Raw genomic sequence first — 12,952 nt, 5'->3', positions numbered from 1 at the left:
TATATTTCAATTAATAATTGAACATATTTTTGTTATGCTTGTTAAGTAATTTAAATACTGAACCTTTATGCTAAGTCCTATTTCGGCGGCCACGGGGCGTTTACTAATTTCGGAACCTTTTATGATGGATCCGAACTTTAAAAGATCGGTTATCATACTAACAGAATATTCTGCTGACGGCGCTATGGGCTTTATTTTAAACCATCAGGGCGAATTCTTATTAGGTGATGTATTACCCGATGTTTCATACGCCGAAATGCCCGTTTACGATGGCGGACCAGTAGCTAAAAATACCCTGCACTTTATACACCGCTGCCCCGAAAAAATAGAAGGCGGTATTGAAATTGCCGAAGGCGTGTTTTGGGGAGGCGATTTTGAACAGGCAAAGCAACTGGTATCAAACTACCAGTTAACCGAAAACGAGATAAAGTTTTTTGCCGGATATTCCGGATGGACACCTCAGCAACTTGACGAAGAAATACAACAGGATAGCTGGATTGTGGCCGAAAATTTCAAGGCTGAAACATTATTCAGCAATGATGAACAAAATCTGTGGAAAGAGGTAGTAATAGGCTTAGGCCAGCGCTACGCCCACATCGCCAATTTCCCTGAAAACCCGGCGTTGAATTAAGTTCTAAGTCTGGAGTTCTAAGTCCTGAGTTCTAAGTCTTAAGTCTTAAGTTTTAATGCAAGTCACTTAGTACTTAGAACTTCAGACTTAAGACTTACAACCTACCCTTCCATTTCCCTTGCAGAGTCTTCTACTTTCTTTTTAAGATCTTCTTTAAAGTCGATGAGGTTTTTTACCAGGTATTCATCTGCTGTAGATAATATCTGCGCTGCCAGTATTCCGGCATTTTTTGCGGCATTAAGTGCTACGGTTGCAACAGGGATGCCATTGGGCATTTGTAATATGGAAAGGATAGAATCCCAGCCATCAATTGAATTACTTGATTTTACAGGTACACCAATAACCGGCAAATGGGTTAATGATGCCACCATACCCGGCAAATGCGCGGCACCGCCTGCACCGGCAATAATTACCTTGATACCACGATCAGCAGCGGCACGGGCGTAACTAAACATCCTGTCGGGTGTGCGATGTGCCGATACCACGGTGATCTCGTAATCAACACCTAATTCTTTTAAAACATCGGCAGCATCCTGCATAATATGCAGATCTGACTTGCTGCCCATAATGATGGCTACTTTTGGTTGGCTCATTTTGTTGTTTATTTAAAACCCTTTACTATAAACCGTCATTGCGAGGTACGAAGCAATCCCCGATTTGCAGAGTCACTCTGTATAGCTTAGAGATTGCTTCGTTCCTCGCAATGACGCGTGGGTTATTCGATTATGTTATAAAAAGTTGTCATGCTGAACATAGTGAAGCATCTATTCTACAACGTGCAAATCCACAATAGATCCTTCATTCCTCAGGATGACAAGTGTAGTTCCTATGAACTAACTAATTACCTTTAACGTCTTCTGCACAAACCGCGCCTTCTCTATCGCTTTCTCTCTGTCGGCATCTACAATAGTTACATGCCCCATTTTCCTGAAAGGTTTGGTTAGGGCTTTGCCATATAAATGCACGTATACACCAGAAAGTTTTAATACTTTTTCAATACCCTGGTAAACGGCGGGGCCCTCATATCCGGTTTCTCCTAAAACGTTCACCATAATGGCGTTGTTCAAACAGGCGGTATCGCCCAGGGGTTGGTTAAATATCGCCCTTAAATGCTGCTCAAATTGCGAAACCACGTTGCCTTCAATAGTTTGGTGGCCGCTGTTATGCGGTCGCGGGGCAAGCTCGTTAACCAGTATTTTACCATGTTTATCCAAAAACATTTCAACTGCCAGCAAGCCCACTATTTTGAGGCTTTCCGCAATCTTTTTAGCTATTTGCTCGGCCCGCTCATGTATTTCAAATGGCAGGGTTGATGGTGATATTAAAAACTCAACCAGGTTGGCTTCAGGGTTAAACTCCATCTCCACCAGCGGAAAAGTACGGATCTCGCCGTTTTCATTACGGGCAACTATAACACCTATCTCCTTTTCAAAATCAATCCATTTTTCAATCAGGCTGGGTTCTTTAAAAGCACCGGGCAGGTAGCTTTCATTGGCTACTTTATAAACGCCTTTGCCATCGTAACCATCTTTGCGCAGTTTTTGAATGTAAGGGAACGGGATATAGCTTTGCTGTAATTGCTGAGGGGATGATATGATCTGGAAATCGGCAGTGGGAATATCGTTTTCTTTAAAAAATTGTTTTTGCAGGCCCTTGTCTTGTATCAGCCTGATAATGCGCGATTGCGGATAAACCAGCACCCCCTCCTTTTCCAGTTGTTCCAGCGCATCAACATTTACCTTCTCAATTTCGATGGTCAGGAGGTCAACATTCTTACCAAAGTTGTATACAGTTTCATAATCGCCCAGTGAACCTATTGTAAATTCATCACATAGTTTGCGGCATGGTGCTTCACGATCCGGGTCAAGAATCTTTACCGTAACGTTATAATTTATAGCCTGTTGTATCAGCATACGACCTAATTGACCGCCGCCCAGGATACCTAATCTTAAATCTCCGTAAAATGCTTTCATGTTGATGTTGCAAGTTTAGCCTAAATCTTTCAAAAAGCCATAAAATGCTTAAACATCAATAGCTCATGCCCGCTTTTTTACGGTTAAATAATAAAAAACGGAGTGAACAATCAGAAAAACAACACCTGTAATCAGATAAACTACTTTGTATGATGGTTGTAATTTAAGACATACGGTAGTAATAATAAAAATTACCGGTCCCGAGAAATATAACAGCAAACGCACCGGTAAATTACGCCAATAAAGTGGATTGACCAGGAACAATGATGGTAACGACATGATGAACACAATAATGTTCAGGAAAAATACACCTTCCATAATTGGCGATATAACATGGCTGTAATCAATATCTTTTTGCGTAGCGGCAAAGTATATACAGCTTGCAGCTACCGAGATGATAAGTGAAAACAGAAAGCCTTTAAAAAGTTGTTTTGTACGTTCCTTCATGGTGTGTTGCTAAATAAAAAACAGACCGACTTTTTGGCCGGGTTGTTCTTGGTACAAAGAAACAGATCAAACCTCAAAAAGCCTTAATCCTAATGTCACAAATTGAGTGACATTAGCTCTCAGACCTGCAAAATACCCCTAAAACAGCTACCTTTGCACCGTTTTTTACATAAATACTCTTTTTAATGAAAACCAAAATAGCAGTTGCCAACGGTGATGGGATCGGTCCCGAAATAATGCAGGCCGTACTTAAAGTTTTTGAAGCTAACAATGTACAACTTGAGTATGAATTTGTAGAAATGGGCAAATCATATTTTGATGCAGGGCACTCTACCGGTATGACGGCGCAAGCTAAGGAAACCATTGAAAAATTAGGTCTGCTTTTTAAAGGCCCCATGGAAACCCCAAAAGGCAAAGGTGTTAAAAGTATAAATGTAACAGCCCGTAAAGTTTGGAACACTTATGCCAACCAGCGTGACTTTAGGACATTGAACGGTGTTGATACTGTTTTCTCCAAAGCAGGTATACCTATTAACCTTACTATTATACGCGAAAACATTGAAGATACTTACGGCGGCATTGAGCACTTGCTTACTTATGATGTTGCCGTTGGTCGCAGGATCATTACCCGGCCGGGTTCGGCACAGGTGATCCGTTACGCGTTTGAAATGGCGCGCCGCAAAGGCCTTAAAAAATTGGCTTGCGGTCATAAAGCCAACATTATGAAACTTACCGATGGCTTGTTCCTGGAAACTTTTCAGGAAATAGCCAAGGAATATCCGGATATTGAAGCATCAGACATTATTGTTGATGACCTGTGCATGAAGCTGGTAACCCGGCCGCAAACATTTGAGGCTATTGTTTTAACTAACCTGCAGGGCGATATTGTATCTGACCTGTGTGCAGGTTTAGTTGGCGGGCTTGGTTTTGCGCCATCAGCCAACATTGGCGATAACATATCCATATTTGAGGCTGTACACGGGACCGCTCCTGATATTGCAGGCAAAGGTATTGCCAACCCTACCGCGTTATTGCTTTCGGGTATTTCGATGTTGCGTTTCCTGGGCTTCTCAAAAAATGCCGCTGATATTGAAAATGCACTGTTGTATACTTTAGAGCAAGGCGTTCACACCGGCGATTTTGGTGATAAATCTATCCCCGCATCAAATACCGATGCCTTTACCGATGCCATTATTGCCAATTTGGACGAGGTGCCGGCCAACGGCGGCGTTTTTTCAAACCCTGATTTTGAAACCAGGGTTAACCACCTGCAGCCGCTAAAAAACAAGCTCACCGTTACCAAAAACATCAAAGAAGAAATGATTGGTGTTGATGTTTTTGTGGAAGCCAGGGTTCAGCCTGATGAGCTTGCTGCAATGGCAAAAAAAGTACTTACCGATAATTTTGAACTGGTAATGATATCAAACCGGGGTACCCAGGTTTGGCCTACCGGCTCCATTTATACCGAACTGGTTAATGAGTACCGTGTACGTTTTGAGAAAAAAGCCGGCAAAGAGATCACTCAAAAAGAACTGCTGCATATTGCTGCAGATTTTTCTGAACTGGCAAAAGTTTGTTCGGTTGAATTCCTGATGAATTTTGACGGCAAAATTGGTTATACACTGGCCCAGGGGCAATAAGCCATAAGCCTTATAAATATTAAAAGCCCGTGGTAACTCACGGGCTTTTTTGTTGGATAAAATTGCGTTATTCTTCTTATATCAAATGTAATTATAAGAAAAGATGCGACTTTGATAAATAGCTCATTATTATTAACTTAGTGTAATATTATTGACCTATAAACCAATAATTATGAAATCGCGCAGGGTTCTTAAAATAGCGGGGTTAATTGCTGTCTTCCTTCCTGGTTTATTTTTCAATTGTTTTGCCCAACAGCATGGTGATTCTGTTTCGGCAGCCGTGGTAACAACGGGCAACAGTGATTCAACAGTGCTTACTTTTATGCACATCAAACTCCAATCAGACAAGATCTATACACCCAAATCATTTAAACTATCTTATAAAACAGATCAAATTAATTGGACATCGGATAAACTAACCCCCATTACTACAGATTCATTGGGTTATTTGGTAAAAGTGCGGATCCCCTTAAATATTTACAACTTAAACCAAATGTTTACTTGCCAGGCTATTGTTGGTTCCGTAAAGTGGAAACCTACCAGGCAGGATACAGTAAGCTACGGCGGAGTAACCGCACACGGAATACAATTGGAATTGAAATCAACCCCCAATAAAGCCGAGGTTTTCCTGATACCGCGTCGATTGTGGCTTAATCAGATCAAAAGCTCCAAATGGCAGCAGGATAACACCATAATTGAAAGCTTTATGGTTGACAGCGACAAAACCGACACCAGTGTAAGCATTGACGAAACCGTATATATGGTAATTTTTAAATTGGGCAATAAGTATCTGGTACGTACGCATTACACCAAAGCCAAAGAAATTGAACCCGTACAAAAAGTGAGTGTTGACTTTTAAAAATGGAAAAATTAAAAACATCATTAAAAGCAGCCTCGGGTGTATTCGCCATTATTCCGGGATTAGCGGTTCTGGCAACCAATATTGGTGTTCCGCCTAACTGTTCAAAAGTGATGTTTTTTGCCACTATTGAATCCTTTGGAATTTTCACGCTCCTGTTGTTACGTTTAAATCATGACAGTTTTAAGTTATTCAGTATAAAAACAATTAATTGCTTAGCCATTGGCGCTATAGCTGTATTTGCATTTGCGCTTTTCCTTTACCTTTACCTTTTTAGCGAGTACGTTGTTGAATTTAGTGGCACAAGTCCATTGTTTTTTCCTATATGGCCACAAGGTGAGCTAAAACAAGGATTGGCTACCATGGGGAGTAAAATTAACTTAGTTAAGGAATGGGGAAGGGATGATGTGTTTCATGTTATCAGGTCATCCTCATCGTTAATGTTAACCTACACTACCTTGTTTTTCTTATTCGTATATCAACTCGTATTCGTTAGTCTCACTTTTGCATTTGGCATCCTTGCATTAAGGGTTGGCGAAACTGATAATAATTAACAATTCATAGTTAATTAAAGCCGGTTTACGCTGTACACACACTTCCTTTTCCAACATTTGTAGCCCCCTACCAGGCTGAATGTTAGTAATTTAAACACCTATTTTAATTAATTAAAAACTATTTAATGTAATTATAGGTTATAACAAGGCGTTAAATAACCAAATAAATAATTTTAAAAGAAATATTATCGAAAAACTGCTACCCATTACATTTTTATTTAACACAAACTCAAAACGAAAGATGAACATGAAAAAATCAGTTTTAATTGCCATTGCATCATTAACTATCGGATTTTTATCGAACAATGCAATTGCCCAAACACAACAACAAGACACTACTAAAAAAGATACAAGCAAAACTGCTGCTCCTGCTTCAGCTGCTGCTCCTGCCGCAGCTTCAAGTGATGTGGTAGGCGTGCTCGCAACCACTACAGATTATGCACCACTGGCACTGGCTATAAAAAGCGCCGACCTGGAAACTACCTTAAAAGGTCCGGGGCCATTCACTATATTTGCACCAAACGATGTGGCCTTTAGCAAAGTACCAAAACCTACCATGGACGATTTGACTAAAGATCATGCAAAGCTTGCCAAAGTTTTAAAGGGCCACGTGGTGGCGGGTAAATATACCAAGACCGATATTATCAAAGCACTGACTGCCGGCAAAGGTAAAGCCGTGTTAAAAACTATCGACGGCGAATCGCTAACACTATCTGTTAATGATAAAAGCAATTTACAGATCACGGATGCCAAAGGAAATGTTGCCCTGGTGGTAGCATTTGACTTGTTGGGCACCAACGGTGTTGTACATGGCCTTAATGGCTTGTTGATACCTCAACAGTAATCGTATGTCTGTTTAATTTTAAATCCATAAAGAGTCCCGGTATGCAAATTACCGGGCTCTTTTTTTATGCAGACTAACCATTATACATATTTGCCTTTTCATAAATCACTTTCAAAAAAAATGTACGGGCATTACTTTTGGTTTGGAATATTAAATTTCCCGGCTTTGTAATGCCTGTCTGCAATGAGGGCAATGGGCAGGCCTATACAAATAATTAAAACAAGTATTCCCGTTAAAATAGTTTCTGCCTTAATGGGATGGAATCCTATTTTGCTTACCGGTACAACCAGCAGGTTCATGATAAGCCAGGCAGTACATCCATAAGCAACAGCTGTAAGATATACGTTTTGCCACATTTTTTTAAAAAACGGATAAAGCAGGTAAAATGCATTGGTAAATAAAAGCGCTATCAGATAGTGGAACACGATGCCGGCTACAACCATTTCATTTCCACCTTGAAAGGCAGCCTTCCCAAATACACCGCTTGCTATAAATTTAAAAACAATAGCAGGGCCTACTTTATAATTCAGGATCAGGGCGGCAAGGCCATCAAGTGTGCCTGCTAACAAACCGATCCAAAGAATATTTAGCAGGATGTTACTTTTATAAGGTGTGTTTTTTTGCATCTGGAAGAATTGAATGATATAAAGTTATGATTTGTACTTTATTTTTTGATGATAAATAAACTATTGATACAGAACTCACCCTACTTTACATACTCATCCAAATATTGAAACACTTTTTCTCTGATGTTTTCCGCATCAAACATAACACCGAAGTGCGGGGCATTAGGAACGATGATTAGCTCGTTTTTTACATCGGCAAGTTTCAGGTGTAAACTCAGCGAAACGGATTGCATATACTCCACAGCCTCATCCTTTTCGCCCTGTACTATTAGAAATGGCGGATCAGTTTTATCGATATAGGTTACCGGGCTTGCTATCTTACCCAGATCGGGGCGATCAACTATCGGCGCACCCAACAACTGTGTGATAGGATTAGGACTAACGTTTACAGTTGACTCCTTTAACGACAACAGATCTGATGGGCCATAAAAATCAAGCACCAGTTTTATTCTAAAGCCTGGCTTTTTACCATCATGGTAAAACTCTTTGATATTGCTGTTATTCGATAAACCCATTAAAGAAGCAAGATGGCCGCCAGCCGAAAAGCCGATCACAGCAATCCTTTCGCGATCAAGCTTATATTTAGCAGCATTCTGATATAAAAACTCCACAGCCTGATTACAATCTTGTATCTGTCCCGGAAACGGAACATCTGTACTGTACCGGTAATTTATAGAAGCTACAGCATACCCTTTATCCATAAAACCCTTCAGCGTTTGGGTCATATAGCTCATATCGGAGTATTTGTCGTTCATTTTCCAGCCACCACCGTGTATCCAAACAACAAGTGGATAAATGCTTTTGGTAACAGGCGGCAGGTAAATATCCAGCAGGTGTTTTTTCAGCGTATCGCCAGCGTAGGATATGTTGTTAATGAATGTAGTCCCTTTCGGGAAGATATCTTGTTTGGGGTTGCTGGTTTGCGCCTGGCTGTAAGTGGTAAGGCAGAGCAAAACGATAAATAGGCTTAGGTTTAGTTTTATCATAGTTGGTTAGTTAGCTTAAAGATAGAAGATAATCTCCGCCTATTCAAGCGGTGAACGCTTGAATAATGTTCTGAGATAAGCGTCCACGCTTACTTTAATTACGTGCATAAGCGTGAACGCTTACATACATTTAAGTTCAAGCGGAGGACGCTTGAACTGGCGGGATACATCGCAGGCCGGAGGCCTGCGGATAATCGTCACTCGGCTGGAGCCGAGCGACTGTGGAGAGTAGCTTCTTTAATATTCATTTATCTCAACATCTACGATGGTAAAAAAGTAAACACCTGAATTATCTTTAAGCTTTTCATCTTCAAAAACTAAACACTTTAAATAAATAGTTTGGCCAGCTTTCAAATTATTCATATCAACCATATCTTTCATATGCAGAGCAATATCTTTTGTTTTTCTAACAAAAGTTTTGTCATAAATCCTTCTGCTAAGTGTCCCCTCATATAATCCATTACAATATTCTGGAGTAAAGCTTACAGAACTGGCACCGATTTGACTATCAACATAGTCATTTAAAAAAAGCTTCTCTTTTTTGTTTAAAATCTTTAAAATTGGCTCGTCACTGCTTATGTGAAAATCATAATATGAAGCTTTAATTTTGATAGTATCTACTCCGCTTTTAAATTTTAAGCTTCTAAGAAAAGTACATGAAGCATCTTGGGTCGCACGTACTTGAGCCATCGCATTAAGCGCAAAGGGGATAATAAACAGTACAAATACAATTTTTCTCATTATGATAAGGTGAGTCTACGCCGTTGTTGGTGTTGTCACCAACAACATTTAAATTGTTACCCCCTCACCAAATGTTCCTGCTCAATCTTCTTTTGCAGTTCCAATATGGAGCCTATTAAAGCTTCAGGGCGGGGGGGGCAGCCTTGTACGTACACATCAACGGGAATAACCCGGTCAACACCTTTTACCACGTGGTAGCCGTGCTGCCAGTAAGGACCGCCGCAGTTGGAGCATGACCCCATAGATATCACATATTTTGGTTCGGGCATTTGCTCGTACAGGCGTTTAATACGTTCGGCCATTTTAAAGGTAACTGTTCCGGCAATGATGATCACATCTGCCTGGCGAGCTGATGGACGTGGGAAAACGCCAAAGCGGTCAAGATCGTATGTTGATGCCATGCTGCCCATCATTTCAATAGCGCAGCAGGCTATCCCAAAGCTTAAAGGCCATAGGGATGATAAACGCGCCCAGTTGAGCAGGTCATCCAGTTTGGTGACAACTATACCACCGCTTTCACTCGTTACATCACTACTCATTTGAAGGCTTTTTAAAGGTGGGTTTAAACATGGGTTTTCTTATCGGCGGCGCGGCACCGGCAGTTTCAGCAACGGCTTCTATTTCCGGTTCATCGTTCGTTAAATTAAATGCTTTAACTGTGTATTTGCTTTGCTCCAGGTTCAGTTTTTCATAAAACGATGAAGGGATGCTTACATCAGTAGTGGGTATCACAGGTTTGGCTTTTATCCATTCCAGGTCGCCTTTGCACCAAACGTAAACCAGGCCAATGATCAGGATACCTAAAAAAATAAACATCTCGGCTAAAGAGAACCAGCCCCAGCGTGCATCCTGCGCTATAATTTCGTGGCTGCCAAATACGGTTGCCCACGGAAAAATGAACACCATCTCTACATCAAATAACAAAAAGGTGAGCGCTATTACGTAAAAACGCGAATTGAAGGGCAACCAGGCATTACCTGTTGGTTCTTCGCCGCATTCGTACGAGGTTAATTTCTCATAATTGGGATTATTTGGGGCAAGCAACCTGTTAATAAAAAATATAACGCATACCATTATAATTCCAGTAATAAGAAAGATAAGTATCTTTCCAAATTCTGATATTTGCGAAACATCGGTCATGACTACAAATTTAACAAAACAAACCCATTTTGATGCAATAATAATTGGTGGCGGGGCCTGTGGGCTTATGTGCGCCGTGCAGGCAGGCTTTTTGGGCAAGCGTACCCTCGTTCTCGAAAAAAACGACCGTGTGGGTGCCAAGATCCTCATCAGTGGTGGTGGCAGGTGCAATTACACCAATCTTTATGCAACAGATCAGCAGTTTATATCGCAAAACCCGCACTTCAGTAAATCAGCCTTTTCGCAGTGGACGGTGGATGATACTGTCAGCTTTTTTGAAACTTATGGCATCGTAGGTAAAGAAAAAACGCTGGGCCAGCTTTTCCCGGTAAGTGATAAAGCTAAGGATGTGGTAGAGGTATTTACCAACCTGTGCGCAGATATGGACCAGGAGATCTGGTGTGATGCCGACGTTAAAATGGTTGAAAAAACTGATGATGGCTTTACCGTTCGGGTTGAAGTTAATGGCCGGCAGGAGTATATAAGCGCCCCCAGTGTGGTTATCGCTTCGGGCGGACTGCCTATCCCCAAAATGGGTGCTACTGATTTCGGATTGCGAACGGCGCGCAAATTCGAACTTAAAATTACCGAAACCGCCCCTGCCCTGGTACCGCTCACCATTACCGGTAAAGATCAGCCCTGGTACGAGCAACTATCGGGCAACAGCATTTTTTGCCGGGTTTGGAACGACAGGATAAGCTTTGAAGAAAACATATTGTTTACCCATTGGGGCCTGAGCGGTCCGGCTATACTACAGATCTCCTCTTACTGGAAACCAGGCGAATATATTAACATAGACCTGCTCCCCAATCAAAATATTGCCGAACTAATACAGCAGGAAAAAGAAATTAACGGCAAAAAGATGCTGCTGGCTTATCTGGCGGGCTTATACACCCGTAAATTTGCCGAAGCTCTGAGCGATAAACTACCGGTTGAGAAAAACCTGGCATCGCTTACCAAAACCGATATCGAAAATATCAGCAGCCTGATCCACGAGTTTAAGGTAAAACCTGCCGGCGATAAAGGTTATGATAAAGCCGAAGTAATGCGCGGTGGTTTATCAACCGACGAACTATCATCCAAAACCCTGGAAAGCAAAAAGGTCCCAGGCTTGTTTTTTGGTGGTGAGTGCGTGGATGTTACCGGTTGGCTGGGCGGTTATAATTTTCAATGGGCCTGGGCCAGCGGCTTTGTTATTGCGCAGAATCTTTGATCAGAATTTTCAGAATTTAAGAATTAGCAGAATAATTTGTATAGCCAAAGCAAATCCCCTCACTTTATCTTCTCTTGTCATTTCGAGCGATAGCGAGAAATCTTGTACAGTTGGCTTATCCTACGTACAAGATCTCTCCTCGTACCTCGTTCGAGATGACAGAAGCGGGTTTCCTTGCGCTCGGGTGACATGACATGAACGTCATTTAACGTGATAAAGTAAGTATGGTAAGCCCAAACCACGACCCCATATAAATTACAAAGATAACGAAGTCAGTGAAGGTTACCTTCTTGTTTTCAAACAGGTCAGGGCCACCACCTTTTGCTGGTGCAACAAATTCCCGATGTTGAATCTTTCGGCTTATATATCTTAGCAATTGAAATAATAACAGTAATACAAAGGTATTAACTAATCCCGTCGAAGGATTTCCTTTTTTCATTTGTAATTCAGGATTATCTTTAAAAATCAAATAAAGAACTACATGGATTAAACCAAAACCACACCAAATTAAATATGACCTGAAATTTCTTAATGATGTATATAGGAAAAAATACAATAATAATTGTGTCAAAACTATATACATAATAATCGTTAGCTGTTTTGCTTCAGAATTGGCTAAAATATACGTTAGTGAAACACCAATTGTAACTATAGCATAGGTCTTCGTAATAAATAAATGGTTTCTGATTTTTGATTTTTCTCATTTAGCGATAGGTCCGGTTGGCAAAATTATTAATTCAGATTGATACTCCTGTCATCTCGAACAAGGAGAAATCTTGTACAGTTGATCTGTTTCGCGTACAAGATCTCTCCTTGTTCGAGATGACGCGTACTGTTATTTTATCAATCCAAATTGTTTAAAATGATGCGCAAAATGTTTTCCGTGCCATATAAGCCATTCTTTATAATTCATGGGGCCAAATCCACCATGAATAGCTGTGGTACCGGGTTCTTTAAAATATTGGTCAAAGGCGTCGAGTTCTTTCATCAGCTGATCGATAGCTGTTTCTATATCAGCATATTTATAACTCTCGGGAAGGTTTTCTAAAAACACATTCTTTGAGATCTCAGCATCGGTGTAAATCATTACCTGTTTGCTTCGATAGGCCTCATCGGCAGGCCGGTCACAGGTAGGTATTTTTTTACCATTGGTCCATTCAACCTGATCAACCAAATGTTCAACCATTTGCTGTGGTTTCATTTTTCCCCAAAGCGGTACGGTTTGGGGATCAAGCAACAGCAGTAATTTGCGTAGCTCTTCCCGGTTAGTAATATCAACTGATTGCTTCATCTTAAGG

Annotated in this window: 15 protein-coding genes; 6 read left to right on the top strand and 9 right to left on the bottom strand. The window is 40.9% G+C overall.

Annotated elements, in window-relative coordinates; translation table 11 throughout:
* The first annotated feature begins 67 nt into the window (after positions 1-67).
* Positions 68-631, top strand: a complete 564-nt coding sequence (locus M2273_RS09710) for a YqgE/AlgH family protein (RefSeq protein ID WP_429396001.1) — start codon at positions 68-70, stop codon at positions 629-631.
* 101 nt (positions 632-732) lie between these two features.
* Here M2273_RS09710 and purE read toward each other — a convergent pair whose 3' ends face one another.
* From purE to M2273_RS09695, 3 genes are all read right to left on the bottom strand, one after another.
* Positions 733-1,224, bottom strand: a complete 492-nt coding sequence (gene purE / locus M2273_RS09705) for a 5-(carboxyamino)imidazole ribonucleotide mutase (RefSeq protein ID WP_429395998.1) — start codon at positions 1,222-1,224, stop codon at positions 733-735.
* 240 nt (positions 1,225-1,464) lie between these two features.
* Complete coding sequence (locus tag M2273_RS09700) at positions 1,465-2,604, bottom strand: 5-(carboxyamino)imidazole ribonucleotide synthase (RefSeq protein WP_429395995.1); 1,140 nt, start codon at positions 2,602-2,604, stop codon at positions 1,465-1,467.
* 63 nt (positions 2,605-2,667) lie between these two features.
* Positions 2,668-3,051, bottom strand: a complete 384-nt coding sequence (locus M2273_RS09695; protein WP_429395993.1) for a hypothetical protein — start codon at positions 3,049-3,051, stop codon at positions 2,668-2,670.
* 185 nt (positions 3,052-3,236) lie between these two features.
* On the opposite strand from M2273_RS09695, the gene M2273_RS09690 reads away from it, so the two are divergent.
* The 4 genes from M2273_RS09690 (at position 3,237) to M2273_RS09675 (ending at position 6,948) form a co-directional block, all read left to right on the top strand.
* Positions 3,237-4,691 (top strand): NADP-dependent isocitrate dehydrogenase, encoded by a 1,455-nt coding sequence (locus M2273_RS09690; protein WP_429395990.1) that lies wholly within the window; start codon positions 3,237-3,239, stop codon positions 4,689-4,691.
* Positions 4,692-4,863: 172 nt separating this feature from the next.
* Positions 4,864-5,550: a hypothetical protein gene (locus tag M2273_RS09685; RefSeq protein ID WP_429395987.1), complete on the top strand. Its 687-nt coding sequence runs from the start codon at positions 4,864-4,866 to the stop codon at positions 5,548-5,550.
* Positions 5,551-5,552: 2 nt separating this feature from the next.
* A complete protein-coding gene (locus tag M2273_RS09680) occupies positions 5,553-6,104 on the top strand; it encodes a hypothetical protein (RefSeq protein WP_429395984.1) in 552 nt (183 codons plus the stop codon).
* A 247-nt stretch (positions 6,105-6,351) separates the two neighbouring features.
* A complete protein-coding gene (locus M2273_RS09675; RefSeq protein ID WP_429395981.1) occupies positions 6,352-6,948 on the top strand; it encodes a fasciclin domain-containing protein in 597 nt (198 codons plus the stop codon).
* Positions 6,949-7,079: 131 nt separating this feature from the next.
* Here the strand turns inward: M2273_RS09675 and M2273_RS09670 are convergent, their stop codons facing one another.
* From M2273_RS09670 to M2273_RS09650, 5 genes are all read right to left on the bottom strand, one after another.
* A complete protein-coding gene (locus M2273_RS09670; RefSeq protein WP_429395979.1) occupies positions 7,080-7,574 on the bottom strand; it encodes a hypothetical protein in 495 nt (164 codons plus the stop codon).
* Between the two features lie 80 nt (positions 7,575-7,654).
* Entirely contained in the window at positions 7,655-8,560 is a 906-nt protein-coding gene (locus M2273_RS09665) for an alpha/beta hydrolase fold domain-containing protein (RefSeq protein WP_429395976.1), read from the bottom strand.
* A gap of 237 nt (positions 8,561-8,797) precedes the next feature.
* Positions 8,798-9,301 (bottom strand): hypothetical protein, encoded by a 504-nt coding sequence (locus M2273_RS09660; RefSeq protein ID WP_429395975.1) that lies wholly within the window; start codon positions 9,299-9,301, stop codon positions 8,798-8,800.
* Positions 9,302-9,357: 56 nt separating this feature from the next.
* On the bottom strand, positions 9,358-9,840 hold the full coding sequence (locus M2273_RS09655; RefSeq protein ID WP_429395972.1) for an NADH-quinone oxidoreductase subunit B: 483 nt from the start codon (positions 9,838-9,840) through the stop codon (positions 9,358-9,360).
* Entirely contained in the window at positions 9,833-10,441 is a 609-nt protein-coding gene (locus M2273_RS09650; RefSeq protein ID WP_429395970.1) for an NADH-quinone oxidoreductase subunit A, read from the bottom strand. Before M2273_RS09650 ends, M2273_RS09655 begins: the two co-directional genes overlap by 8 nt.
* Here M2273_RS09650 and M2273_RS09645 point away from each other — a divergent pair.
* Positions 10,440-11,654, top strand: a complete 1,215-nt coding sequence (locus M2273_RS09645; protein ID WP_429395967.1) for an NAD(P)/FAD-dependent oxidoreductase — start codon at positions 10,440-10,442, stop codon at positions 11,652-11,654. The two genes, M2273_RS09650 and M2273_RS09645, sit on opposite strands and share 2 nt — an antisense overlap.
* Before the next feature lie 835 nt (positions 11,655-12,489).
* Here M2273_RS09645 and M2273_RS09640 read toward each other — a convergent pair.
* Positions 12,490-12,945 (bottom strand): DUF1569 domain-containing protein, encoded by a 456-nt coding sequence (locus M2273_RS09640; protein ID WP_429395965.1) that lies wholly within the window; start codon positions 12,943-12,945, stop codon positions 12,490-12,492.
* Positions 12,946-12,952: the final 7 nt, after the last annotated feature.

Origin of the sequence: Mucilaginibacter lappiensis (assembly GCF_050433765.1) — a bacterium.
Taxonomy (GTDB): Bacteria; Bacteroidota; Bacteroidia; order Sphingobacteriales; family Sphingobacteriaceae; genus Mucilaginibacter; species Mucilaginibacter lappiensis_A.
The sequence above is the reverse complement of the archived record's forward strand: the minus strand, read 5'-3'. Positions and strand labels throughout refer to the sequence as shown.

Bases quoted from the DNA above. Each gene is read 5' to 3' on its own strand.
- M2273_RS09710 (WP_429396001.1), top strand. From the start codon at position 68: ATGCTAAGTCCTATTTCGGCGGCCACGGGGCGTTTACTAATTTCGGAA.
- purE (WP_429395998.1), bottom strand. From the start codon at position 1,224: ATGAGCCAACCAAAAGTAGCCATCATTATGGGCAGCAAGTCAGATCTG.
- M2273_RS09700 (WP_429395995.1), bottom strand. From the start codon at position 2,604: ATGAAAGCATTTTACGGAGATTTAAGATTAGGTATCCTGGGCGGCGGT.
- M2273_RS09695 (WP_429395993.1), bottom strand. From the start codon at position 3,051: ATGAAGGAACGTACAAAACAACTTTTTAAAGGCTTTCTGTTTTCACTT.
- M2273_RS09690 (WP_429395990.1), top strand. From the start codon at position 3,237: ATGAAAACCAAAATAGCAGTTGCCAACGGTGATGGGATCGGTCCCGAA.
- M2273_RS09685 (WP_429395987.1), top strand. From the start codon at position 4,864: ATGAAATCGCGCAGGGTTCTTAAAATAGCGGGGTTAATTGCTGTCTTC.
- M2273_RS09680 (WP_429395984.1), top strand. From the start codon at position 5,553: ATGGAAAAATTAAAAACATCATTAAAAGCAGCCTCGGGTGTATTCGCC.
- M2273_RS09675 (WP_429395981.1), top strand. From the start codon at position 6,352: ATGAAAAAATCAGTTTTAATTGCCATTGCATCATTAACTATCGGATTT.
- M2273_RS09670 (WP_429395979.1), bottom strand. From the start codon at position 7,574: ATGCAAAAAAACACACCTTATAAAAGTAACATCCTGCTAAATATTCTT.
- M2273_RS09665 (WP_429395976.1), bottom strand. From the start codon at position 8,560: ATGATAAAACTAAACCTAAGCCTATTTATCGTTTTGCTCTGCCTTACC.
- M2273_RS09660 (WP_429395975.1), bottom strand. From the start codon at position 9,301: ATGAGAAAAATTGTATTTGTACTGTTTATTATCCCCTTTGCGCTTAAT.
- M2273_RS09655 (WP_429395972.1), bottom strand. From the start codon at position 9,840: ATGAGTAGTGATGTAACGAGTGAAAGCGGTGGTATAGTTGTCACCAAA.
- M2273_RS09645 (WP_429395967.1), top strand. From the start codon at position 10,440: ATGACTACAAATTTAACAAAACAAACCCATTTTGATGCAATAATAATT.
- M2273_RS09650 (WP_429395970.1), bottom strand. From the start codon at position 10,441: ATGACCGATGTTTCGCAAATATCAGAATTTGGAAAGATACTTATCTTT.
- M2273_RS09640 (WP_429395965.1), bottom strand. From the start codon at position 12,945: ATGAAGCAATCAGTTGATATTACTAACCGGGAAGAGCTACGCAAATTA.